Source organism: uncultured Tateyamaria sp. (genome assembly GCF_947496075.1).
Classification (GTDB): Bacteria; Pseudomonadota; Alphaproteobacteria; order Rhodobacterales; family Rhodobacteraceae; genus Tateyamaria.
The window spans coordinates 788650-812061 of record NZ_CANMBJ010000002.1; the positions used below are offsets into that span (position 1 = coordinate 788650).

Below are 23412 nucleotides of genomic sequence, written 5' to 3' on the forward strand. Positions count from 1 at the left end.
AATGAATGCCGCAACCAAACTGCCCGGAGATGTGGGACCAATTCACTTCGTCGGTATCGGCGGGATTGGGATGTCAGGCATCGCCGAGGTGCTGTTGAACCATGGATATGTCGTGCAGGGGTCGGACCTCAAACGCACGCCGATCACGGATCGGTTGCAGGAACTGGGCGCGCATATCTTCGTCGGTCAGAATGCCAAGAATGTCGAACAGGCCGAGGTGGTTGTGATTTCGTCCGCCATCAAGCCGGGAAACGCGGAACTTGACGCCGCCCGCGCACGCGGATTGCCCATTGTGCGGCGGGCCGAGATGCTGGCGGAGCTGATGCGTTTGCGGTCCAACATTGCCGTGGCCGGAACCCACGGTAAGACGACAACCACAACCATGGTTGCGGCCCTGCTGGATGAGGGCAAGTTTGACCCCACCGTCGTCAATGGCGGCATCATCCACGCCTATGGCTCGAACGCCCGGAAGGGTGATGGCGAGTGGATGGTGGTTGAAGCGGATGAGAGCGACGGCACCTTCAATCGCTTGCCGGCGACGATTGCCATCGTGACCAATATCGACCCCGAGCATATGGAGCATTGGGGCACCGAAGAGGCGCTGCACAAGGGTTTCTATGACTTCGTGTCGAACATCCCGTTCTACGGTCTGGCGGTGTGCTGCACCGATGATCCGGATGTGCAGGCCCTTGTTGGCAAGATCACCGACCGCCGCGTGACGACCTATGGCTTCAACGCGCAAGCCGATGTGCGGGCCATGAACCTGACCTATGAGAATGGTGTGGCGCATTTCGACATTGCCTTGCAGGCTGAGGATCAGGTGATCGAAGGTTGCAGCCTGCCGATGCCCGGCGATCATAACGTGTCGAACGCTTTGAGCGCTGTGGCCGTGGCCCGCCATCTGGGCATGAAGGCGAATGAGATCCGCACGGCTCTTGCCAATTTCGGCGGCGTTAACCGTCGGTTTACCCGCGTGGGCGAGGTTGAAGGCATTACGATCATCGACGACTACGGCCATCATCCAACGGAGATTGCTGCCGTGTTGAAAGCTGCGCGCCAAGCGACAACCGGCCGCGTGATCGCGGTTCACCAGCCGCACCGCTACACGCGGCTGCATCATCATTTCGATGATTTCTGTTCCTGTTTCAATGATGCCGATGTCGTGGGGATCGCGGACATCTTTGCCGCGGGCGAGGATCCGATCGAAGGGGCCAGCCGCGATGATCTGGTTGCGGGCCTGATCCGTCATGGCCACCGCCATGCTCGTGCTGTGGTCGATGAAAACGACCTGGAACGGTTGGTGCGCGAACAGGCGCGCCCCGGTGATATGGTCGTGTGCCTTGGGGCCGGGTCGATCAGCGCATGGGCCAATGGTTTGCCTGCGCGGTTGCACAAGGGGGCGGCGTGAGTACCCTCGCGATTATCTTTGGCTTGTTGATGATGCCTGTCGGTATCCTGCTGCGCATGCGCAACCTGCCCATGGTTTTGGGTGCACTGATTGTGCTGTGCGTGATCCTCAGCTTGTACAACCTGTTTGCAGGTGCTCCGGGGTCACCGTTGTTCTTTGCTGGTCCGGCAGCGCTGGCGTTGATGTTGGGCTGGACGCTCGGCACACGCTTTGGAGGGGACAGCTGATGTTGATCTGGGCGTGTATCGGTTGGGTTTTTGCCGCGACAATTGTCGCGATGCTGCCCATGCGCCATCAATACATTCCTGGTGTCACTCTCTTGATCGTAGCGCCTGCGTTGATCCTGTGGGTTGGCATCAGCGTTGCCTGGTGGGCGGGTGCCCTCGCTCTTGCCGCGTTTGTGTCGATGTTTCGCAACCCGCTGCGCTATTTCCTGGCCAAGGCCCGTGGCCAAAATCCTCAACTTCCGCCGGAGCTCCGTTCATGAGCCTTTCTCTGATCCTTGCGTGCCTTTGGGGCGTCGCGGCAAACGTGCTTGCCATGATGCCAAGCCGGGACAACCATTGGACCAATGCGTATGCGCTGATTGCCATTGGTATTCCGATTATCGGTTACGTCACGTGGCAGCACGGCCCCTGGCTGGGTCTTGTCGTCATGGTCGCGGGGATGAGCATTCTGCGGTGGCCGGTCATCTACCTGAGCCGCTGGATCAAAGGGAGGGTGATCCGATGATGTATGCAATTGCGCTTACGGCGCTTGGTTTGGGTATTGTAGCTGGATGGTCGATGGCCTCGCGTTTCATGTTGCGCAGTTTGGCGGGCGTATTCATTCTGCTGGCCTCGGCGGTCTTGTGGGTCAGTCTGGCGCCCACCACGCTTCCGGGTGATGGTTTTGCTGTCGTGGTTGCTACCTTTTTGGTGGCATTGCCCATGGCCTCCGGGTTGCTGGGCGGCGCTGTGTTTTGCGGCTTGATCCGCCGTCACGCCAAGGCGACTTGACCTCTTCCACCCATGGCGGCATTGCAGCGGCATGAGTTATGACCTGCCAGCCGTACGCGGCACACTGACCCCGAACAAGGACTTGTCCGGCCTGACCTGGTTGCGTGTTGGCGGCCCGGCGGATTGGTTTTTCCAACCTGCTGACATCGAGGATCTGAGCGCGTTTCTCTCTGCCCTTGATCCCTCTGCACCGGTCTTTCCCATGGGGGTTGGCAGCAACCTGATCGTGCGCGATGGCGGCCTGCGGGCCGTGGTGATCCGTCTGGGACGCGGCTTTAACGGCATCGAAGTGGAGGGTGATACGGTCACGGCAGGGGCGGCGGCACTTGATGCACATGTCGCCCGCAAAGCAGCGGATGCAGGCATTGATCTGACGTTTTTGCGCACCATTCCGGGTGCCATCGGTGGTGCCGTGCGCATGAATGCGGGCTGCTATGGCAGCTACACGGCAGATGTTTTTGTGAAGGCGCACATCGTGCTGAGGGATGGCACGATCACTACCTTGGACGCCAGCGACCTTAACTTCCAATACCGCCAAACCGACCTGCCCGAGGGCGCGGTCCTGACCCATGTGACGCTGCGCGGGCCCAAGGGCGACCCGCAAGAGTTGCATGCGCGCATGACGGACCAATTGGCCAAACGCGATGCGACCCAGCCCACCAAGGACCGTAGCGCAGGGTCCACGTTCCGTAACCCGGCAGGGTTCTCGTCCACCGGGAAGGACGACGATGTGCACGATCTGAAGGCTTGGAAGGTCATTGATGACGCGGGCCTGCGTGGCGCGCGGCGCGGTGGGGCGCAGATGAGCGAGAAGCATTCCAACTTCATGATCAACACTGGGCAGGCGACCGCCGCTGATCTCGAAGGATTGGGCGAAGAAGTGCGAAAAAAGGTTTACGATTCCAGTGGCATCACGCTAGAATGGGAAATCATGCGTATTGGTGATCCGGCATAGGGTTCCACGCGCAAGGCAGGCCGAAAATCGGCGTATAAATCGAGGGTTCGCAAAAGGACCCCGGGACTTAGAGGCACATGTTGGGGCAGTCGAGCAGACGTTCCAAAGTGGCGGTGTTAAAGGGTGGCCCCTCGGCTGAGCGCGAGGTGTCGTTGTCAACGGGACAGGCCTGCGCAGCCGCGCTGAGGGACATGGGATATGATGTGGTTGAGGTCGATGCCGGCCCCGATCTTGTTTCCGTTTTGCAATCAATATCGCCTGATGCCGTCCTGAACTGCCTGCATGGCCGTTGGGGCGAAGATGGCTGTGTCCAAGGTATTCTTGAATGGTTGGGTATCCCGTATTCGCACTCCGGGGTGCTTGCCTCGGCCCTTGCCATGGACAAACAACGTACCAAGGACGTCTTTCGGACCGTTGGCTTGCCAGTTGTCGATAGCGTGATCCGTTCGAAAGAAGACGTGATGGCCGATCACGTTCTGCCGGTGCCCTATGTCGTGAAGCCCAACAATGAAGGGTCGAGCGTTGGTGTTTACCTCGTCAACGAGGGGGCCAACAGCCCGCCGCGCCTGAGTGACGACATGCCCGAAGAGGTCATGGTTGAAGCCTTCGCGCATGGGCGCGAGCTGACCACCACCGTGATGGGGGATCGCGCGTTGGGTGTGACCGACATTATCACTGACGGTTGGTATGACTACGACGCCAAGTACAAACCCGGTGGATCGCGCCATGTGATCCCGGCGGATGTGCCTTCTGAAATTGCCGACATGTGTCAGGATTATGCGTTGCGGGCGCACCAGGCGCTTGGGTGCCGAGGTGTCACGCGCACCGATTTCCGTTGGGATGAAAGCAAGGGCGCCGCAGGTTTGATCCTGCTTGAAATCAACACGCAGCCCGGCATGACCCCAACATCGCTGACGCCCGAGCAGGCGCAGGCGGCGGGCATGTCCTTTGGCGAGTTCTGCGCCTGGATGGTGGAGGATGCGTCATGCAACAGGTAAAGCGTGCCGATCCTGCACCTTCGCGCTGGTCATGGCGGATGCAGCGGTTGATGCTGACGCCCGGTATCCGGCTGATGCTGCGCGCGGGCGTGCCGTTTGTCCTGTCATTTGGTGCCGCGACATGGTGGCTGTCAAATCCTGACACCCAGGCCGCCATTCATGCCACGGTTGCCGAGGCCCGTGCGAGCATCGAACAACGCCCGGAATTCATGGTGAACCTCATGGCCATTGATGGCGCGGACACTGAATTGTCCGAAGCCATCCGCACGGCTGTTCCGCTCGATTTCCCGATTTCCTCCTTTGACCTTGATCCGGCAACCATCCGCGCGACGGTGCGCGAGATGCCCCCGGTCAAGGAAGCCTCTGTGCGGATCCGCCCGGGCGGCGTCTTGCAGGTGGACATCACGCCCCGGGTTCCCATTGCCATCTGGCGCAAGCCCGAGGGTTTGACCCTGATTGATGACGCCGGAGCACTGGTTCGACCGATTGCACGGCGTGGGCTGCGTCCCGATCTGCCCGTGATCGCGGGGGAGGGGGCCGCGAGCCACGTGGATGAGGCCATGAAGCTGATCGCAGCGGGCGCACCGCTTGGTGATCGGATGCGCGGGCTTGTCCGCCTGGGTGACCGGCGTTGGGACGTCGTTTTGGACCGCAACCAACGCATCATGCTGCCCGCAGACGGTGCGGTGCAGGCGCTGGAGCGGGTGATTGCCCTTGATGGTGTGGACGAGGTGTTGAAGCGCGACATCGCCCGCATCGACCTGCGTTTGGAGGATCGCCCGACCGTGCGCATGACAGACAATTCCACCGCCGAATGGCGGCGTATCAGACAGTTGACCCCGGGGACCGAGTAGTAGTGATGACCGACCTTTATGCCAGCCAGCGCAGCATGCGTAACATGCGCAAGATCGCGATGCAGCGGGGTGTCGTGGCAATCCTTGATGTCGGCAGTTCGAAAATTGCCTGTCTGGTTCTGCGTTTTGACGGCACGAACCAACTGGGCGAAGAGGGTGAGATCGGCTCGCTGGCCGGGCAATCCGGCTTTCGGGTCATCGGGGCCGCGACAACCCGGTCGCGTGGGGTTCGTTTTGGCGAGATATGTGCCATGCAGGAAACCGAACGTGCCATTCGCACCGCGTTGCAGGCCGCACAAAAGATGGCCGGTATCCGCGTGGATCACGTGATCGCATGTTTTGCGGGGGCTGAGCCACGTAGCTATGGCCTTGATGCGCGGCTTGATCTTGAGGGGGGCATCGTCTCTGAACAGGATGTGGCGCGCGTGCTGTCGCGCTGCGATGTGCCGGACTATGGGGAAGGACGCGAGGTGCTGCATGCGCAGCCTGTGAACTTCGCGCTTGATCACCGCTCGGGCCTGTCTGATCCGCGCGGCCAGTTGGGCAATGAATTGGCTGTTGATCTGCATATGCTGACTGTCGATGCTTCTGCCGTGCAGCACTTGGCGCATTGCATCAAGCGCTGTGATCTGGAACTGGCGGGTATTGCCTCATCGTCCTACGCGTCCGGGATCGCCGCACTCGTGGAGGATGAGCAAGAACTTGGCTCCGCCTGTATCGATCTGGGTGGTGGGTCGACTGGCGTGTCGATCTTTATCAAGAAACATATGATCTACGGTGATGCGGTGCGCATGGGCGGGGACCATGTGACCAGCGACATTTCCATGGGTTTGCAAGTGCCTATGGCCAATGCCGAACGGATCAAGACGTTCTATGGCGGCGTGCATGCCACCGGTATGGATGACCGCGAAATGATCGAAATCGGTGGTGATACAGGCGACTACGAACATGACCGCCGCACGGCGTCTCGGGCTGAATTGATTGGAATCATGCGCCCCCGTGTGGAAGAAATATTGGAAGAGGTACGCGCCCGTCTGGATGCTGCGGGCTTCGATCACCTTCCCAGCCAACAGATTGTTTTGACCGGTGGCGGCAGCCAGATCCCCGGCCTTGACGGTCTCGCCTCTAAAATCCTGGGCCAGCAGGTGCGTCTGGGCCGGCCTCTGCGTGTTCACGGTTTGCCGCAGGCGGCGACCGGGCCCGGCTTTGCGTCGGCTGTCGGTCTGGCCCTGTTTGCGGCCCATCCGCAGGACGAATGGTGGGATTTCGATATCCCCGCGGATCGCTATCCTGCGCGCAGTCTGCGGCGCGCGGTCAAATGGTTCCGCGACAATTGGTAGGCGACCGCCTATTCGCGATTGTGCTGGCGGTGCTGTTTGGGCAACCGGGCACGGCCCAACAGCGGATCGCCCCCGAAGAGTTTCTGGCAAGGGTCACGGGTAAAACAGTTTCGTTCTATGATCGCAGCCGAGGCAATCTGGTTGGCGTCGAGCAGTTCCTATCCCCAAGGCTTTCCGTTTGGCGCGGTCGCGAAAACAGATGCGTATACGGTGAAATCACGACGCCCGACGGGCAGGTCTGCTTCCTTTACCGTGATCTAGATCAGACCGAGCCGGTGTGCTGGGTGCCTTACGACACGGAGGGGACTCTTATGGTCTTTGGTCTGGGGCGTGGCTTTGGGCAAAGCCAATTGGCGCGGCTCAACGATCAGGATCTGGGGTGTCCGGAGGTGCCGCTGAGCTAGGGAATCGCTTGATTGTCAGGGCGTTATGGACCACCCTGCGTCCAACGCCCGAAAGAGGCGCGCGGCACATGGCAGGCCGCAACACATGGCAGACCGAGCAGTTTGCACCCAAACCCGTTCTTTGCACGCCTTCGCGGCGCGCACTGTTGTGTTGCTTGTGTCATTGCCGCTTTGAGACCCAAGATGTGCATGTTTCGGCGAAATTTTGCGGATCATCATTCGAATATGGCCATATTTTGCGGTGAAACTGCGATTTGTGGGTGACGTTGGGGCGTTGAATCGCTAAGATTGCGGGGATTTAGGCACAAAAACACCCGCGAATGCGGCAAACCAGACAGGCGGAACTGATCTATGACCCTCAACCTCTCCATGCCCGGACATGACGAGCTGAAACCCCGCATCACCGTGTTTGGTGTTGGCGGTGCTGGTGGCAACGCCGTCAATAACATGATTGAAAAACAACTGGATGGCGTCGAATTCGTCGTTGCCAACACCGATGCGCAGGCGCTGCAACAGTCCGCCGCGACCAACCGGGTCCAGTTGGGGATCAAGGTGACCGAGGGTCTTGGCGCAGGGGCGCGCGCATCCGTGGGGGCCGCAGCAGCCGAAGAATCGATTGAGCAGATCGTGGACCACCTTGCGGGTGCCCACATGTGCTTTATCACTGCCGGTATGGGCGGCGGCACCGGTACCGGTGCTGCGCCGATCATCGCGCAAGCGGCCCGCGAGCTGGGTGTTCTGACCGTTGGTGTTGTGACCAAGCCCTTCCAATTCGAGGGCGCCAAGCGGATGCGTCAGGCCGAGGACGGCGTTGAATCGCTGCAAAAGATGGTCGACACGCTGATCATCATCCCCAACCAGAACCTGTTCCGTCTGGCGAACGAGAAAACGACCTTTACCGAAGCATTCAGCATGGCTGATGACGTGCTTTATCAAGGTGTTAAGGGTGTGACTGACCTGATGGTGCGTCCGGGCCTGATCAACCTCGACTTTGCAGACGTGCGCGCCGTGATGGACGAGATGGGCAAAGCCATGATGGGCACGGGCGAGGCAGACGGTGAAGATCGCGCGATCCAGGCCGCCGAAAAGGCCATTGCGAACCCGCTGCTGGACGAAATCTCGCTCCGTGGCGCGAAGGGTGTTCTGATCAACATCACCGGCGCACACGACCTGACCCTGTTCGAACTGGACGAAGCGGCCAACCGCATCCGCGAAGAGGTCGATCCAGATGCGAACATCATCGTGGGTTCGACCCTCGACACAGCGATGGAAGGCAACATGCGCGTAAGCGTGGTTGCGACAGGCATTGACGCATCCGACGTAAACAGCGAAATCCCTGTGCCGCGCCGCTCGATGGCGGCACCGCTCAGCCAACCGGTCATGTCGGAAGAGCCTGCGCCTGCTCCGGCAGCAGAGCATATTCCAGAACCCGCGCCAGCGCCGGTTGCCGCAGCAGCAGAAGAGCCATCGCTGTTCCAGGAGATGGACGTTCAACAGGTGGCGGCACAGGACATGGCCGAGGACATCTTTGCGGATGAAACGCCTGCCGCGGCAGGGGATGATCTGCCTCCGCCAGCCTACCAGCCGCAGGTGGCGGCGTTCGAACCGAAGCCGGATCCGGAAATCACTCCTGCAGAAGAATTCGTCGCGCCTCGCGCCCCGGCACCCGGCACCCCATCGCCCGAGGCGCTGGCTCGGTTGCGCGCCGCCACGCAAAAGGCAGCACCTGCCGCGGCACCTGCACCGCAGCCTGCACAACCTGCCGCGTCGGGCGCAGAGAAGCCGCGCTTTGGTATCAACTCGTTGATCAATCGCATGACCGGCACCGCCGAAGGCGCGCCGACAGCGCCTGAACGCCCTGCGCGTCAGCAGCCTCCGGTTCAGGGACATGGCGCAGCTCCGGCACCCGCACCGGCGCCACGGCCCGCCGAAGCAGTTGACCCAGATCAGGAACGGATTGAAATTCCGGCCTTCCTGCGGCGCCAAGCAAACTAAAAACCGGTCACAAACCGGCATGAGGGCTGCCTTGAGGCAGCCCTTTTAATTTATATTTTCCAAATACTTACTGACGCATGCGCGCATTGCTGCGCAGTCGTTACATCCATGTTTCATACCGTTGCAAAGAGTGAGTTGAGTGTTTGCCCGTGCCACCTTAGCTCTGGCGATGTCATGAAACTGTAATGGGTGGGCCCCGTGCAAACGACCGTCAAAGGACCAGTTGTTTTTACCGGATGCGGATTGCATTCCGGGAAACCTGCGCGTTTGACTGTGCGTCCGGCCATGGCGGAACATGGCATCTGGTTCCGACGTACTGACATCTCGGATCGCGATGCGCTGATCCCGGCGCGCTACGACGTGGTTCGCCAATCCCCTTTGTGCACGACACTCGTGAACGAGGCGGGTGTGTCTGTTGGGACCGTGGAACATATCATGGCCGCCATTGCAGGCTGCGGTGTCCACAACGCCCTGATCGAAATTGACGGACCGGAAGTGCCAATCGTCGATGGATCGGCTCTGCCGTTTGTACGTGGCATCATGCGGCGCGGCCTGCGTCGTCTGCCGGCTCGTGTGCGCGCGTTCGAAGTGCTGAAGCCGGTCACTGTCACCCAAGGGGATGCGACAGCCACCATTGCGCCTTCGGATGTTGTGCGGATCGACTTCCATATTGATTTCGCGGATGCAGCCATCGGGCGCCAGTCGAAGTCTCTGAACATGTCCAATGGCAGCTTTGCACGCGAACTGAGTGACAGCCGCACCTTCTGCCGCAAGGATGACGTAAAGCAGATGCAGGCCAACGGCTTGGCCCTGGGCGGTACGCCCGGTGTCAATGCGGTTGTCTTTGACGGGGACCGGGTATCGAGCCCGGGCGGCTTGCGCCATTCGGACGAGCCCGTACGTCACAAGATGCTGGATGCACTTGGTGATCTGGCGTTGGCCGGAGCGCCGATTATTGGCCACTATACGGGCATGCGTGCAGGCCATACGCTGACCAATCAGTTGCTGCGTGAACTGTTCGCAACACCTGACGCTGTGCGCATGGTGACCTGCGACGCTGAGATGACGGCGCGCCTGCCCGGATCGGGCTTGGTATGGGATGAAATCCCTGAAGTCGCCTGATCCGCGCCATCCGGACAAATCGTCATTTCATCCTCCCGAAACTTTGTGCTAGAGACGGGCAAACAGCCTGAAATGGGCGGTGCTGAGCATCTTGGGGGTGGCAAGGAATGACCCGCGTAAAATCCATGACGCGTCTCGCGGCTGTCGTCACGATAACCGCTCTTGTTGCGGCTTGCGGCAACAGCAGCGGGCGACCAACCACAGGCGGCTTTTTCAACCGTCAGGAAGTACCGCTCGAAAACTTCACCGCACAGCAGATATTCGAGCGGGGCGAGTTCGAACTGGAGCAGGGAGAGCTGCCGGAAGCAGCCTTCTACTTCTCGGAAATTGAACGGCTTTACCCATACTCTGACTGGGCGCGACGGGCGCTGATCATGCAGGCCTTTGCCCATCACCGGGACAAGGATTATCCGAACAGCAGGTCCGCCGCGCAACGTTTCATCGATTTCTACCCGGATGATGATGATGCGGCCTATGCCCAGTACCTGCTTGCGCTCAGCTACTATGACCAGATCGACGAAGTTGGCCGGGACCAGGGCCTGACATTCCAGGCGCTGCAATCGCTGCGTGAGGTCATCGAACGCTACCCGGACAGTGAATATGCCAGATCTTCGATCCTGAAATTTGATCTCGCATTCGACCACTTGGCCGGGAAAGAGATGGAGATCGGTCGCTATTACCTGCGCCGCGACAACTTCTCGGCTGCCATCAATCGCTTCCGTGTTGTGGTCGAGGATTTCCAAACCACGAGCCATACGCCCGAAGCGTTGCACCGTCTGGTCGAAGCCTATCTGTCGCTCGGCCTCACGGATGAGGCACAGACCGCTGGCGCCATCCTTGGATACAACTTCCAAGCCACGGAATGGTATCAGGACAGCTTCAACCTGCTGACGGGTCAAGGTCTTGAACCGAACGCGCGCGGAAACAATTGGCTGTCGCAGATCTATCGACAGATGATCCGGGGACGGTGGCTCTGATCTTAGGGCGGGGCCTGTCGACCTTCATGAGGGTCTGTTAATGCTGCGCGGGCTGGATATTTCCGACATGCTGATTATCGACCGGCTGGAATTGCAGTTCCAGCCCGGCCTCAACGTGTTGACCGGAGAAACCGGCGCGGGCAAATCCATCTTGCTGGACAGTCTTGGTTTCGTTTTGGGGTGGCGGGGCCGTGCTGATCTGGTGCGCCAGGGGGCTGCCCAGGGCGAGGTGACAGCATGGTTTGACCTGCCCGATGATCATCCCGCGCGGGCCGTGTTGGATGAGGCGGGATTGCCAGCCGAAGACGAGTTGATTCTGCGGCGTATAAATACTGTGGATGGGCGCAAAACGGCTTGGGTGAACGACCGGCGTTGTTCGGGTGAAGTGCTGCGTGCGCTCTCTGACACTTTGATCGAATTGCACGGCCAGCATGATGACCGTGGATTGCTGAACCCGCGCGGCCACCGTGTCATCCTGGATGAATTTGCGGGGCTTGATGCTGCACGCAGCAAGACGCGCAAGGCGTGGCGGGCAATGGGCCAAGCACGTAAGGCCATGGCCGCAGCCGAAGCGGCGATGGCGGCCATCCGTGATGAAGAGGATTTCCTGCGGCACGCAGTTGCTGAGCTGGATGCTCTTGATCCACAACCCGGGGAAGAGGCCGAGCTCGACACCCGCCGCCGGTTGATGCAAGGGGCCGAGCGCATTCGCGAAGATGTGCAGCGCGCGCACCAGATACTGGGCCATGACGGGGCCGAAGGGGCCATGAGTGATGCCATCCGCTGGCTTGATGGTGTTGCTGAAAAGGCCGAGGGCCAACTTGATGCGCCCCTTGCCGCATTGGCGCGTGCGATGGTCGAGTTGGACGAGGCAACGGACGGTATCGTATCCGCACTGGATCATCTGACTTTTGACCCGACCGAGCTGGAGGATACCGAAGAACGGTTGTTCGCCATTCGCGGGTTGGCGCGCAAGCACGATGTGTCCCCGGATGACCTGGCCACATTTGCGGATGGGTTGCGCGCAAAACTGTCTGCGCTGGACGCAGGGGATGCCGATCTGGGCCGCCTGCAATCGGCTTTGGCAGAGGCCGAAGCGGCCTATGACACAGCAGCAGAAAAACTTGGTGCAGCGCGTCGGAAGTCGGCCAAGGCGCTGGACAAGGCCGTGATGGCGGAGCTGGCCCCGCTCAAGATGGAGCGGGCGGTTTTTGAAACCCAGATCACCGCGGATGAACCTGGGCCCGATGGCCGCGATGCCGTGGCGTTTACAGTTGCCACGAACCCTGGTGCACCGTCTGGCCCCCTGAACAAGATTGCATCGGGTGGTGAACTCAGCCGTTTTCTGCTGGCCCTCAAGGTGTGCCTGACGCGCGAACAATCTGGCCTCACCATGATTTTTGACGAGATTGACCGCGGGGTTGGCGGCGCGACGGCAGATGCCGTGGGCCGCAGGCTGAGCCAGATTGCCCAAACGGGGCAGGTGCTGGTGGTGACCCACTCACCGCAGGTGGCGGCTTTGGGCGCGCACCACTGGCGCGTGGAAAAGCAGGTGTCGCGCGGCATGACCACCTCGCAAGTTGTGCCGCTTGCGGCGCCTGAGCGTGTGGATGAGATTGCGCGCATGCTTGCGGGCGACACGATTACGGATGAAGCCCGTGGCGCAGCACGCGCGCTGCTGAGCGGTTAAGGTCACAGTCGCCGCACTGTGATGGTGCGAGGGCTTTCGCAGGCGCAGCAAAGGGCGTAACCGTTGAGCAGCCACGTATCTATGTAGCCCGGCCTCATGTCCGCCCCCGACCGATCTGTTCTGTCCCAGCAACTCGACCTTGCAGTCACCGCCTGCAAGGATGGTTGGCATGTGTTGCGCCGCCGCGGTCCCAGTCAAATCCAGTTCTGGTTCATCGCGCTTGCCATCGGGATTGCTGCCGGATTTGCGGCCCTGTTTTTCCGCAAGGGGATCGAGGCGCTGCAGGCATTTCTGTACGGGACCGAGGATGTGCAATACCTGCACACATTCGCGTCGTCCCTGCCGTGGTACTGGATTCTGGTCATTCCGATTGTCGGTGGATTGATCACCGGTTTGATCCTGCACAATTTCACCAAGGATGCCGTTGCCCGCAGCGTTGCGGACGTGATCGAAGGGGCTGCCCTGCGCGATGGGCGTGTCAGCACGCGGGCAGGGGTGGCCTCCGCTTTCGCCAGCTTCATCACACTCTCTACAGGTGGTTCGACAGGACGAGAGGGTCCAGTGGTGCACATCGCCGCTGTGATCTCGACCAAGGTGTGTCGCTGGATCAAGGCGGATGGCGTCACGGGGCGCGACTTGCTTGGTTGCGCTGTGGCCGCCGCCGTTTCTGCCAGCTTCAATGCGCCTATCGCCGGGGCGCTCTTTGCCCTCGAGGTAGTGTTGCGTCATTTCGCGGTGCACGCCTTTGCGCCCATCGTCATCGCGTCGGTCGCCGGAACCGTCATCAACCGGCTTGAGTTTGGCGATGTGACAGAGTTCAGGCTGCCCGAAGCAAACGAACTTGTGTTTTACCAAGAGCTGCCTGCATTCCTTATTCTTGGTCTTTTGTGCGGCTTGGTGTCGGTGGTTCTGATGCGCTCCATCTTCTGGACGGACGATTTCGCATCGCAATTTCAGCGTCGGACCAGGATGCCCCGCTGGTTGCGGCCTGCGGTGGCTGGCGCACTCTTGGGGGGAATGGCGATCTTTTATCCGCACATCATCGGGGTGGGGTATGAAACCACATCGATGGCTCTGACCGGGCAACTTGCCCTGAACGAGGTGATGGTGTTCATCGTGATGAAAACCGCAGCGGTCGCCATCACCATGGCGGGGCGTATGGGGGGCGGTGTGTTTTCCCCATCGCTGATGATTGGGGCGTTGACCGGGCTCGGCTTTGGCCTCGTGGCAACGGGGATTTTCCCGGATGTGTCAGGGTCCGTAACGCTCTATGCATTGGCGGGCATGGGGGCTGTGGCTGCCGCCGTTTTGGGCGCGCCGATTTCCACAACGCTGATCGTGTTCGAATTGACAGGCGACTGGCAAACGGGGCTGGCCGTGATGGTGGCTGTATCCATGTCGACAGCGCTGTCGTCGCGGCTGGTGGATCGATCTTTCTTCCTGACCCAATTGGAACGGCGCGGTGTGCACCTTGCCGCCGGCCCGCAGGCCTACCTTTTGGCAATGTTCCGGGTCGGGTCCGTCATGCGCAAACCGGGCGATGCCCGCATGGCTGACGAAGCACGCTGCTGGGAAATGATCTCAGACGGTATTTATGTCGATGAAAGCGCGACGCTGGAAGCCGCGTTGCCGATTTTTGACAGCACAATGGTACCCTTCATTCCGGTGGTCACGCTGACCGGCGAAAACGCGGCCCCGGAATTACAGGGCGCGTTGTTCCACGTCGATGCGCTCAAGGCTTACAATCGCGCACTCGCTGCCACCGCGGCAGAAGAGCATAGCTAGTCAGATTTCCTCGACCGTGACGCCGTTGCCGCCATAGAAGGCAAGGTGGTCCTTGATCCGCGCGACGTCGCCTTTGGGGTCCTCATAGGTCCAGACAGCGTTCGCCAGCGTCTGAGATTTTGTGACGACGGAAAAATAGTTGGCGTCGCCCTTGTGCGGGCAATGGGTGGTCTTGTCTGTGCGATCAAGGAACGCCATCGCAATGTCACCACGCGGGAAATAGATGACGGCGGGATAGTCACCTTCACTCAGCTCAAGCGCATTGCTGCTTTCACCCAGAACGGCCCCTCCTGCACGTACTGTCCATGTGCCGGGTGCCTTGCGGATCTTGATGTGATCAGCCATGCCTGCGCCTCCTGTCGTCAGTGTTCTTGCTGTGATGAAGGGCAGGTGTAACAGATCAATGAAACCGCGGCCAGACTTACAGGGGCGCGCAAGCCTGCGTGAGCCATTCTCGCGCATCATCCGATACGCGCGGGCCAATTTTCTCAAGAGTTTCAGCGTGGTAGGCGTTCAGCCACGTACGTGACGTTGCGTCCAGCATGTCCGGCACGATCAGGCGGCGGTCAATGGGCGCGAAGGTCAGTGTCCGCCAGCTGAGCATCTCTCGATGGGCATCGCCGCCGGGTGGACACTCCGCCTTTTCGACCACGATCAGGTTCTCGATCCGAATACCGAACCCACCTTCCCGGTAATATCCTGGCTCGTTCGACAGGATCATGCCGGGCTTAAAAGGCACGGTGCTGAGGCGGCTGAGGCGCTGCGGTCCCTCATGCACCGAAAGATACGTACCGACACCATGACCAAGCCCATGATCAAAATCCTGGTGCGCATACCACAACGGGGCCCTGCCAATCGCCTCGATATCCCGTCCGGCCAGCCCAACCGGCCAGATCAGGCGCGACATGCCGATCATCCCAAGCAACACGCGGGTAAATGCGGTGCGCGCCTCGTCGGGGGGGGCGCCAATGGCAATTGTCCGCGTAATGTCCGTGGTGCCGTCCAGATACTGGCCGCCGCTGTCCAGAACGATCAGATGACCATCCTCCAGCGTGCTGTCTGTCTCTTCCGTCACGCGGTAGTGCATGATGGCACCATTCGGCCCGGTCCCCGCGATTGTCTCGAAACTGATGTCCTGCAGGGCGTTGTCGCGCCGGCGATACTGTTCCAACTGCGTGACGACCTGCGTTTCGCGCAAGCTGCCGGGGGCCTGTCGGTCCAGCCACGCCAGCAACTCGACCACTGCAGCACCATCGCGCAAATGCGCTTCGGCAGTGCCCGCAATCTCCGCGGCATTCTTGCAGGCCTTGGGAAGGGCACAGGGGTCGTCCCCCCATTGCACGCGATCCGCGATGGCATCCGCAATGATCACGGGGACCGACGATTTTTCAAGGCGCACGGGCCCCTCCAAATCGGCGAGCGCACTCAGAAAGCTGTCTGGCGCATGGCAGGTCACGTCATCCCCAAGATGATCGCGCACCTCGACAAGCTTGATCGCATCCATGAACAGATCGACCGCCCCTGAGGCGTGCAGGATGGCGAAGCCCTGCGCAATTGGATTGCGGGGAATGTCAGAACCACGGATGTTCAACAGCCAGCACAGGCTGTCGGGCAGGGTGATGACGGCCGACTTTGCACCTGCGTCCGAAAGCGTCCGGGCCAGCCGTGTGCGCTTGTCCTTTTGGGACTCGCCCGCAAAGTCCAGCGGATGCACCTTGGCGGGTTCTGTTGCCGGTGCGGGTTGATCATCCCAGATGCGGTCCACAAGGTTCTCGCACTGCACAAGTTCAATGTCAGTTCCTTTCAGCTCGTCCTCTGCCTGCGCGATCTGTCCCGGCGTGTGCAACCAGGGGTCAAAACCGACCTTGCCGCCCTCGGGCAACTGGTCCTTCAGCCAACTTGCCAGGGACACCTCCGGCCATGGAACAGGGGTGTAGTCCGAAGCCACCTGTGCCTTCACCTGGGTGCGATACCGCCCGTCAATGAATACGCCTGCCACGTCACGCAAGGCGGCACAAAACCCGGCAGAGCCTGTGAACCCGGTCAACCATGCCAACCGTTCATCGCGGGCAGAGACATACTCGCCTTGGTGCGCGTCAGCGCGGGGGATCAGAAATCCGTCCAGACCATCCTTGCCCAGTTCAGCGCGCAGTGCAGCCAGCCGAGGCGGCCCTTGTTCCGGACGTGCAGTGACTTCAAAGCTCTGGAACATCGCTCGGCCTCTTCCCTGTTTCAAAAAATCCTCCCCGAAGGGTCGATCTCAACTGGCCTTCCGCATCCCCATGACACGCGCCCGCGCACGTGGATCACTGTCAAACAGCGCAGCCAATTGTTCAGTCATTGCACCGGCCAATTGTTCGACATCGGTAATGGTCACCGCGCGGTCATAATAGCGGGTCACGTCATGCCCGATCCCGATGGCCAACAATTCAACGGCCTTCTTCCGTTCGACCATAGCAATCACATCTCGCAGATGTTTCTCGAGGTAATTGGCAGGGTTCACGGACAGGGTGCTGTCATCGACGGGCGCGCCATCCGAAATCACCATGAGGATCTTGCGCGCTTCGGGACGCCCCGCCATCCGGCGGTGCGCCCATTCCAGCGCCTCACCGTCGATGTTTTCCTTCAGCAGGCCTTCTTTCATCATCAGCCCCAGATTGGGCCGTGTCCGGCGCCAGGGCGCATCGGCCGACTTGTAGATGATGTGGCGCAGGTCGTTCAGACGCCCGGGCTGGCTGGGGCGTCCATCGTTCAGCCATGCCTCGCGGGCAAGGCCGCCTTTCCAGGCGCGGGTGGTGAAGCCGAGGATCTCAACCTTCACATTGCACCGCTCAAGCGTGCGGGCCAGAACGTCGGCACAGATAGCCGCAATTGAAATCGGACGCCCACGCATGGACCCAGAATTGTCGAGCAGCAGCGTGACGACCGTATCGCGGAATTCAGTATCCTTTTCGACCTTGAAGGACAGCGGCGTCGTCGGGTTCGCTACCACGCGCGCCAGACGCCCGGCGTCCAGAATTCCTTCCTCGCGGTCGAACTCCCAGCTACGGTTCTGTTGCGCTTGCAAACGGCGCTGCAATTTGTTGGCCAATCGTGAAACAGCACCCTTTAATGGCTCCAATTGCTGATCCAGATAGGCCCGCAGGCGTTCCAACTCGACCGGCTCGGCCAGGTCCTCGGCGCCGATCTCTTCGTCATGGGTGTCGAGGTAGACTTTGTAGTCCGGATCAGCCTCGGACACCGGCTGCGGGGCAGGGGGCTCCAGCGGCGCCTCGCCTTCGGGCATCTCCGCCTCTTCGCCCATCTCCTGATCGGCCATGTCATCCATGGACACCTGGGCCTCTGAGGCATCTTGCGTCTCGTCCTGCGAGCTTTCAGGTGTGCCTTCGGCGTTCTCTTCGTCCTGATCGTCCTGACCAGTGCTGTCGGGTTCCTGCTCTTCTTCCTGGCCTTCCTCGGCCTGGTCTTCCTGATCCTCGTCCAGCTGATCAGGATCGTCACCCAACTGGTCACCATAACCGAGGTCCGTGATCACCTGCCGCGCAAAACGAGCAAAGGCGGCCTGGTCGTCCAGAATGTCACCAAGGTTTTCAAGCGTCCCACCCGCCTGATCCTCGATAAACCCGCGCCACAGCTCCATGGCGTTCTCGGCCCCTGCGGGCAGAGGGCGACCGGTCGCCAGATGGCGCACCAGATACCCGGCAGCTGCGGCCAACGGCACGTCAGACGCCTGTTTGCACTGATCATAGCCCTTGCGCAGAGCCTCGTTGGCAATCTTGGCATCAATATTACCAGCCGTGCCCGGCATATCCCGCGCACCCATCGCCTCACAGCGCGCCGTTTCCATGGCTTCATAAAGATCCCGCGCCATCTCGCCCTGGGGAGAGTAGCGCGCATGGGTCTGCCCGTTGTGATAGCGGCGGTGCAAGGCCAAAGCGTCAGCCGTCCCGCGGGCCAAAAGCACCTCTTCGCGGGTCATGCGACGGGAAACCTGTGGCAACCGCATGGAATCGCCGGACACACCCGCCGGATCGACGGAGTAAGAGACGTTCAACTCGGGATCGTTCGCCATGACCTTGGTGGCTTCGGCGAGGGCCTTCTTGAACGGATCGGCGGGGTTGTCGTTTTGGGTGCTCATGCAGAACCGCCTACGGAATGGACAGATAGGGTGGCGCGCCCGGTTGCGAGGGCAACCAGCACATCCACATGGATATCAAGCGCATCGATGACTTCATAGCCCACGTCGCGCCCGTCAAAGGCCAGATTCAGATCGGTCCCCGCCAGAACGACGGCCTGTGCGCCTGCGTCAACCAGCTTGCGGCCCTCTTCAATGAAGAAAGCGCGCTGAGTGTCTGTACAGCGGCCAGCAAGGGCCATGTCGGTATAGGCCGATCCGACACCGTCGATATCTTGAGGTGCAACCGCCTTGGTCTGCGCAAGTTGACCATACAGTTGCGTCCGCATCACGACACCCGTTCCAAGCAAACCGACGGTTTCAAAGCCTTGTGCAACGAAAAAGGCGTCAAGCGGGCTGACCGCGCTGACCAGTGGCAACGCAGACAGTGCAACAGTTTCCTCAAAGCAAAAGTGTCCGCCGAGCGAGGTGATAGCAGCACAGTCCGCACCCGCCGCCTTCAACCGTTCAATGAGCACGGCGTAAATCTCTGCCTGCGCCTCCGTATTCCCTGCCAAATTGTTGGCCAGCAGCGTAGACGCCTCAGTATTTACAATCGTCAGGTCCAAAGGTGCATTCAGCGCCCGCATCGCGTCGGTCAGGCGTTGGTAATATACAACGGTTGCCGCGGGACCAATGCCGCCGATCAGGCCGATATGCATCTTTACAATCCTTGCACCGACAATGCTGAGTCACAGTCCATGAGAGTCTCTGGCTCCGTTATTGGTTCCGATGGAACAGGGAGCAAAGAAAAGACTCCAGCGTCGTATTCTGAGCGTAGTCCGAGAGCAGCCTTTCCAAGCAAGTCCGCGGTGTTTCTGTACAAGATCGCCAGAACCTTGTCAGTGGTTTCGGCGAGGGTCTTCTTGAACGGATCGGCGGGGTTGTTTTTTTGCTGTGCCATGAGTGGCCTTACTTGGCGGTTTTGCGGATCAGGCTGCTTACTTTAGTGTGCCAACCAGGATCATTGACGGCTATCAGTCACTAACAGGATGGCTTCGTGCGTTCCAGTAATGCGACCTTTGCAATCAAGACGCACGAGTTATTTGTGCCTTGTCTCTAATCAAGCGGCTGCAAGTGAGCAGGTCGCTTTCAATGAGTTTAGGGATGACGGCCTGCCCTCTTGATGACTGGACCTGGGCCGAAAAAAACACCAATCCGTATGTCGCCGCATATGCTTCGACATTTCTTTGCGATTGCTTCTTGGCGGCGGAAGCGACGTTTGGTTTTCTTGGATCAGTCTTGACGAGTTCGGCGGTGGCCAGCCCGTTAAAAAGTGCAGAGCTGATCGCCAATGCTGCGAACATGTTTCGCTGCTCGGCAGACATGTTTTTCATGTTTGACGAACCGAGTTTAGCGAACAAGCTTTGTAAGCCGGCGCAGCGGGAATACTGTTCATACTCATTGATCCGGCCAGCCCGAATGTCCTGACTCAGCGTCTGCGAGAGCTGCTTTGCAGGCGGTTTAGACGTCGGTGGAGCCGGTTCACAGGCCGATATGCACAGCGCCGAAACCAAAATAGCTGCAACTTTGGGTAATGCATACATGCGTCTACCCCAAGCTCACGCTTGCCGCACTTTCCGGCAATTCCTCGTCGAACAGACGCTGGTAGAACTCCGCCACTGTCTGCCGCTCCAACTCATCACACTTGTTCAGGAAAGACAGTCGGAAGGCGTAGCCAACATTGCGGAAAATCTCGGCGTTCTGTGCCCAGGAGATCACCGTCCGAGGCGACATCACGGTCGACAAGTCACCGTTCATAAATGCGGTGCGGGTCAAGTCAGCCACAGTCACCATCTGCTTGACGGTCTTGCGACCTTCGGCGGTGTTGTAGTGCGGGTTTTTGGCCAGGACGATCGCCGTCTCGGCATCGATCGACAGGTAATTCAGCGTTGCCACCAGCGACCAGCGGTCCATCTGGCCTTGGTTGATCTGCTGCGTGCCGTGATAGAGGCCGGTTGTGTCGCCCAGACCGACCGTGTTGGCCGTCGCAAAGATGCGGAAATAGGGGTGGGGGTTGATCACCTGGTTCTGGTCCAGAAGCGTCAGCTTGCCGTCAACCTCCAGCACACGTTGGATCACGAACATCACGTCGGCGCGGCCCGCGTCGTATTCGTCGAACACGATGGCGGTGGGGTTACGCAAGGCCCAAGGCAAGATACCTTCTTGGAAATCAGTGACTTGCTTGCCGTCTTTCAACTTGATGGCGTCCTTGCCGATCAGGTCGATGCGGGAGATATGGCTGTCGAGGTTCACACGGACCGCAGGCCAGTTCAGACGCGACGCCACCTGTTCGATGTGTGTCGACTTGCCCGTCCCGTGATAACCTTGGATCATCACACGACGGTTGTGGGAAAAGCCTGCAAGGATCGCCAGCGTGGTGTCGGGATCAAACTTGTAGGTGCTGTCCAACTCGGGCACGCGCTCTGTCCGGTCTGCAAAACCTTTGACCACCATGTCCGTATCAATGCCAAACACTTCGCGGACCGAGATTTCCTCGGTTGGTTTTGCATTGATGTCCATTCCACCGTCCGCCATCTCAAATTGTCCTTCAGCATAGAAAACGCGCCCCGGATGGGCGCGCTGATCGTGGTGCAACATATAGCCGGAAAGGGCAAGGGGAAGGGGGGCGGGTAGCCCTGGAAATTGCGCAAGACCTGCACAAGCAGCAGATCAGTCTCTGCACAACCCTTGGTCACATTGGGATCGTCAACAAAGGAAATCTCATCGTGACATGCTTCATCCAACCCTCCATTCGACTGCACAGCGCCATCCTGACCGGCATAGGTGGTGGTGCAACAGCGCAAGCCATGAGCCTGTGGGGCGGCGATTTGGCGCGCTTTCTGCCACCAACATGGCTTCTGACTTTGACAGCTGTTTTTGGTGCGGCTTGCGCAGGCGCCATCCTGGCCAGCGCATTGGGCCGCAGTGGGTTGATAGGCGTGGTGATCTGCATCTTGGCCTGGCCGGTCGCCACCGCACTAGGGGCGGCCATCGCTGCGGTGCCGTTCGGCCTATCAGGAGCCGATATGCGTTACGGCGTGGCCGGTGGTTTCGTCACTGCCATGACAGATGCAGTTCCCTTGGGCCTTTTGGCCGTCGGCGATGGCATCAGCACCAATTGGGTGGTCGTCGCCGTCTGGGTGTTGTCGGCGGCTCTTGTTCATGTCGTCTTGCGTGTGGAAAGGCAGGTATCTATTTGAAATTTCGGCTGTCTTTGATCTGATCCCAAGCCCACACAACCTCTTGCAGCTGCTCCTCCTGGCTGCGGTCCCCGCCATTCATGTCGGGGTGCAGCACCTTGATGAGCGCCTTGTAGGCCTTGCGCACTTCGGCCTTGGTCGCATCGGCCGTGGCGTCCAGGATCTCGATCGCCCGTTTTTCCGTGGGCGGCAGACGGCGGGCTGCAGCAGAGCCACCGCGACCGGGGTTCTGCGTCGCGTTCTTGCCGAGCACCTGGTGCGGGTCCTCGATGCCCAAGCGTGCCCATGCGCGCGCTTCGGGGTCGCCCATCGGTTTGGTCTGACGTTCCCACACCTTGTCCTTGGACTGCTGGGCGTTGATCTCGGCCTCGGTTGTGCCGTCAAAGAAATTCCACTTGGTGTTATACTCGCGCACGTGCTGCTGACAGAACCAGAAAAAGTCGTCCAGCACGTCAGGCGCTTTGGGTGCCCGGAACTTGCCCGCTTCTTCGCAACCCTCGTGATCACACACCCGAGTGGACGTTTCGGACGCGCCTGACATACCCCTGCGTCCGCGCGGGTTCTTCTTCTTTGCAGAAGACACGGACATATCAAAACCAAATGGATCGTGTTTGGGCATGGGAAGGGGTCCTTTCCGACTCAGGCCCACAAGTTTAGAGTCTGCGGACAGAGATTGAAGGGGGTGAATGAAAAAAATGTCAGGTGAAATGACCGTTCGGCAAGAAATTGAAGACAAGCTGCGCGCCGCGTTCAGTCCGCGCGAGGTTGTCGTGGTCGATGACAGCGCCAGTCATGCGGGCCATTCCGGGGCGCCAGCTGCGGGGCAGAGCCACTTTAATGTCATGCTGCGAAGTTCTGTTTTTGAAGGGAAAAACCGTGTTTCTCGTCATCGTGCCGTGCATACAGCGCTTGGACCCGAGCTGATCGGGCGCATTCATGCGCTTGCGCTGGATCTGGATGTTTAAAAAGCTTTAATCTTTTGCGTCTGCACTGCCACGCTGGTTTGCCAGGTTCTTGAGCGACGCGGTCATGCCGGATACCGGACTGGTTTCTTCGACGCCATTGTCAGATGCCATCTGCGTGGCGCCTTCACCGGGCGCAAATGTCGCATCTACATGCTCGTCCTCTGCTTCGACATCGGTCGTACTCGCTTCCGTTTCCAAGGCTTCGGTTGGCGGTGGAAGCAGCTCGGGTTCAAACTCGTCAATCGGGTCGCTGACCGTCCGACGGAACACCAGAAGGTTGCGCCATTCGGTCGTGCTGCCTGTCAGACCGGACCGTTCGATCGAAGGCAGCGTTTCAGCGCGCTGAAACTCCCAACCTTCACGGCCCATATCGTTCATCATTGCCTCAAGCGCATGTGCAAACCGCGCTTCCGGACCTTTGACGCCCTTACCCTTCACACCCTTGGTGGGGGCGGGTACGACCTTGTATTCCCAACCTGACATGATCTTTCCCCTCGTCATGTTTCGCGCGGATATATCCGGCAGGGTCAAAAGTGGAAAGCCC

25 protein-coding genes are annotated in these 23412 nt (G+C 59.9%); 17 read left to right on the top strand and 8 right to left on the bottom strand.

Features of this window, described 5'->3' with window-relative positions; translation table 11 throughout:
* Position 1: 1 nt before the first annotated feature.
* The 15 genes from murC (at position 2) to Q1A51_RS07950 (ending at position 14526) form a co-directional block, all read left to right on the top strand.
* A complete protein-coding gene (gene murC / locus Q1A51_RS07880; protein WP_299597742.1) occupies positions 2 to 1408 on the top strand; it encodes a UDP-N-acetylmuramate--L-alanine ligase in 1407 nt (468 codons plus the stop codon).
* Positions 1405 to 1635 carry a hypothetical protein gene (locus Q1A51_RS07885; RefSeq protein ID WP_299597739.1) on the top strand — a complete coding sequence of 77 codons (231 nt, stop codon included), beginning with the start codon at positions 1405 to 1407 and terminating at the stop codon, positions 1633 to 1635. Before murC ends, Q1A51_RS07885 begins: the two co-directional genes overlap by 4 nt.
* Positions 1635 to 1895 (top strand): DUF2484 family protein, encoded by a 261-nt coding sequence (locus tag Q1A51_RS07890; RefSeq protein WP_299597736.1) that lies wholly within the window; start codon positions 1635 to 1637, stop codon positions 1893 to 1895. The genes Q1A51_RS07885 and Q1A51_RS07890 overlap by 1 nt, the downstream gene beginning before the upstream one ends.
* A complete protein-coding gene (locus Q1A51_RS07895) occupies positions 1892 to 2140 on the top strand; it encodes a DUF2484 family protein (protein WP_299200779.1) in 249 nt (82 codons plus the stop codon). The genes Q1A51_RS07890 and Q1A51_RS07895 overlap by 4 nt, the downstream gene beginning before the upstream one ends.
* Positions 2137 to 2406, top strand: coding sequence for a hypothetical protein (locus Q1A51_RS07900; protein WP_299597733.1), 270 nt, complete (start codon positions 2137 to 2139; stop codon positions 2404 to 2406). The genes Q1A51_RS07895 and Q1A51_RS07900 overlap by 4 nt, the downstream gene beginning before the upstream one ends.
* A 31-nt stretch (positions 2407 to 2437) precedes the next feature.
* Positions 2438 to 3361, top strand: coding sequence for a UDP-N-acetylmuramate dehydrogenase (gene murB, locus Q1A51_RS07905; protein WP_299597730.1), 924 nt, complete (start codon positions 2438 to 2440; stop codon positions 3359 to 3361).
* An 80-nt stretch (positions 3362 to 3441) separates the two neighbouring features.
* The gene (locus tag Q1A51_RS07910) at positions 3442 to 4359 is read left to right on the top strand and encodes a D-alanine--D-alanine ligase (protein ID WP_299201131.1); all 918 of its coding nucleotides are present in this window, start codon (positions 3442 to 3444) and stop codon (positions 4357 to 4359) included.
* Complete coding sequence (locus Q1A51_RS07915; RefSeq protein ID WP_299597727.1) at positions 4347 to 5213, top strand: cell division protein FtsQ/DivIB; 867 nt, start codon at positions 4347 to 4349, stop codon at positions 5211 to 5213. Before Q1A51_RS07910 ends, Q1A51_RS07915 begins: the two co-directional genes overlap by 13 nt.
* Positions 5214 to 5218: 5 nt before the next feature.
* Positions 5219 to 6553 carry a cell division protein FtsA gene (gene ftsA / locus Q1A51_RS07920; protein ID WP_299597674.1) on the top strand — a complete coding sequence of 445 codons (1335 nt, stop codon included), beginning with the start codon at positions 5219 to 5221 and terminating at the stop codon, positions 6551 to 6553.
* A complete protein-coding gene (locus Q1A51_RS07925) occupies positions 6532 to 6957 on the top strand; it encodes a hypothetical protein (RefSeq protein WP_299597671.1) in 426 nt (141 codons plus the stop codon). The genes ftsA and Q1A51_RS07925 overlap by 22 nt, the downstream gene beginning before the upstream one ends.
* Before the next feature lie 351 nt (positions 6958 to 7308).
* Complete coding sequence (ftsZ, locus tag Q1A51_RS07930) at positions 7309 to 8952, top strand: cell division protein FtsZ (protein ID WP_299597668.1); 1644 nt, start codon at positions 7309 to 7311, stop codon at positions 8950 to 8952.
* Positions 8953 to 9150: 198 nt separating this feature from the next.
* On the top strand, positions 9151 to 10074 hold the full coding sequence (gene lpxC, locus Q1A51_RS07935; RefSeq protein WP_299597665.1) for a UDP-3-O-acyl-N-acetylglucosamine deacetylase: 924 nt from the start codon (positions 9151 to 9153) through the stop codon (positions 10072 to 10074).
* Positions 10075 to 10181: 107 nt separating this feature from the next.
* Entirely contained in the window at positions 10182 to 11051 is an 870-nt protein-coding gene (locus Q1A51_RS07940; protein WP_299597662.1) for an outer membrane protein assembly factor BamD, read from the top strand.
* Between the two features lie 40 nt (positions 11052 to 11091).
* Positions 11092 to 12741, top strand: coding sequence for a DNA repair protein RecN (gene recN / locus Q1A51_RS07945; protein ID WP_299597659.1), 1650 nt, complete (start codon positions 11092 to 11094; stop codon positions 12739 to 12741).
* A 96-nt stretch (positions 12742 to 12837) separates the two neighbouring features.
* Positions 12838 to 14526, top strand: coding sequence for a chloride channel protein (locus Q1A51_RS07950; RefSeq protein ID WP_299200759.1), 1689 nt, complete (start codon positions 12838 to 12840; stop codon positions 14524 to 14526).
* Here the strand turns inward: Q1A51_RS07950 and Q1A51_RS07955 are convergent, their stop codons facing one another.
* From Q1A51_RS07955 to cobS, 6 genes are all read right to left on the bottom strand, one after another.
* On the bottom strand, positions 14527 to 14871 hold the full coding sequence (locus Q1A51_RS07955; RefSeq protein ID WP_299200757.1) for a DUF427 domain-containing protein: 345 nt from the start codon (positions 14869 to 14871) through the stop codon (positions 14527 to 14529).
* Between the two features lie 76 nt (positions 14872 to 14947).
* The gene (locus tag Q1A51_RS07960) at positions 14948 to 16738 is read right to left on the bottom strand and encodes an aminopeptidase P family protein (protein ID WP_299597653.1); all 1791 of its coding nucleotides are present in this window, start codon (positions 16736 to 16738) and stop codon (positions 14948 to 14950) included.
* 48 nt (positions 16739 to 16786) lie between these two features.
* Complete coding sequence (gene cobT, locus Q1A51_RS07965) at positions 16787 to 18664, bottom strand: cobaltochelatase subunit CobT (protein WP_299597650.1); 1878 nt, start codon at positions 18662 to 18664, stop codon at positions 16787 to 16789.
* Positions 18661 to 19362 carry an aspartate/glutamate racemase family protein gene (locus tag Q1A51_RS07970; protein ID WP_299597647.1) on the bottom strand — a complete coding sequence of 234 codons (702 nt, stop codon included), beginning with the start codon at positions 19360 to 19362 and terminating at the stop codon, positions 18661 to 18663. The genes cobT and Q1A51_RS07970 overlap by 4 nt, the downstream gene beginning before the upstream one ends.
* Positions 19363 to 19728: 366 nt before the next feature.
* A complete protein-coding gene (locus Q1A51_RS07975; protein ID WP_299597644.1) occupies positions 19729 to 20247 on the bottom strand; it encodes a hypothetical protein in 519 nt (172 codons plus the stop codon).
* Between the two features lie 4 nt (positions 20248 to 20251).
* Positions 20252 to 21238, bottom strand: coding sequence for a cobaltochelatase subunit CobS (cobS, locus tag Q1A51_RS07980; RefSeq protein ID WP_299200750.1), 987 nt, complete (start codon positions 21236 to 21238; stop codon positions 20252 to 20254).
* Between the two features lie 191 nt (positions 21239 to 21429).
* Here cobS and Q1A51_RS07985 point away from each other — a divergent pair, with 191 nt between their 5' ends.
* The gene (locus Q1A51_RS07985; protein WP_299597641.1) at positions 21430 to 21903 is read left to right on the top strand and encodes a hypothetical protein; all 474 of its coding nucleotides are present in this window, start codon (positions 21430 to 21432) and stop codon (positions 21901 to 21903) included.
* Here the strand turns inward: Q1A51_RS07985 and Q1A51_RS07990 are convergent.
* Positions 21896 to 22522: a J domain-containing protein gene (locus tag Q1A51_RS07990; RefSeq protein ID WP_299200746.1), complete on the bottom strand. Its 627-nt coding sequence runs from the start codon at positions 22520 to 22522 to the stop codon at positions 21896 to 21898. The genes Q1A51_RS07985 and Q1A51_RS07990 overlap by 8 nt on opposite strands.
* A gap of 88 nt (positions 22523 to 22610) precedes the next feature.
* Between Q1A51_RS07990 and Q1A51_RS07995 the strand changes: the two genes are divergently transcribed.
* The gene (locus Q1A51_RS07995; RefSeq protein WP_299599649.1) at positions 22611 to 22868 is read left to right on the top strand and encodes a BolA family protein; all 258 of its coding nucleotides are present in this window, start codon (positions 22611 to 22613) and stop codon (positions 22866 to 22868) included.
* Positions 22869 to 22874: 6 nt separating this feature from the next.
* Here Q1A51_RS07995 and Q1A51_RS08000 read toward each other — a convergent pair whose 3' ends face one another.
* Positions 22875 to 23369, bottom strand: a complete 495-nt coding sequence (locus Q1A51_RS08000; protein WP_366869751.1) for a DUF4177 domain-containing protein — start codon at positions 23367 to 23369, stop codon at positions 22875 to 22877.
* Positions 23370 to 23412 lie beyond the last annotated feature (43 nt).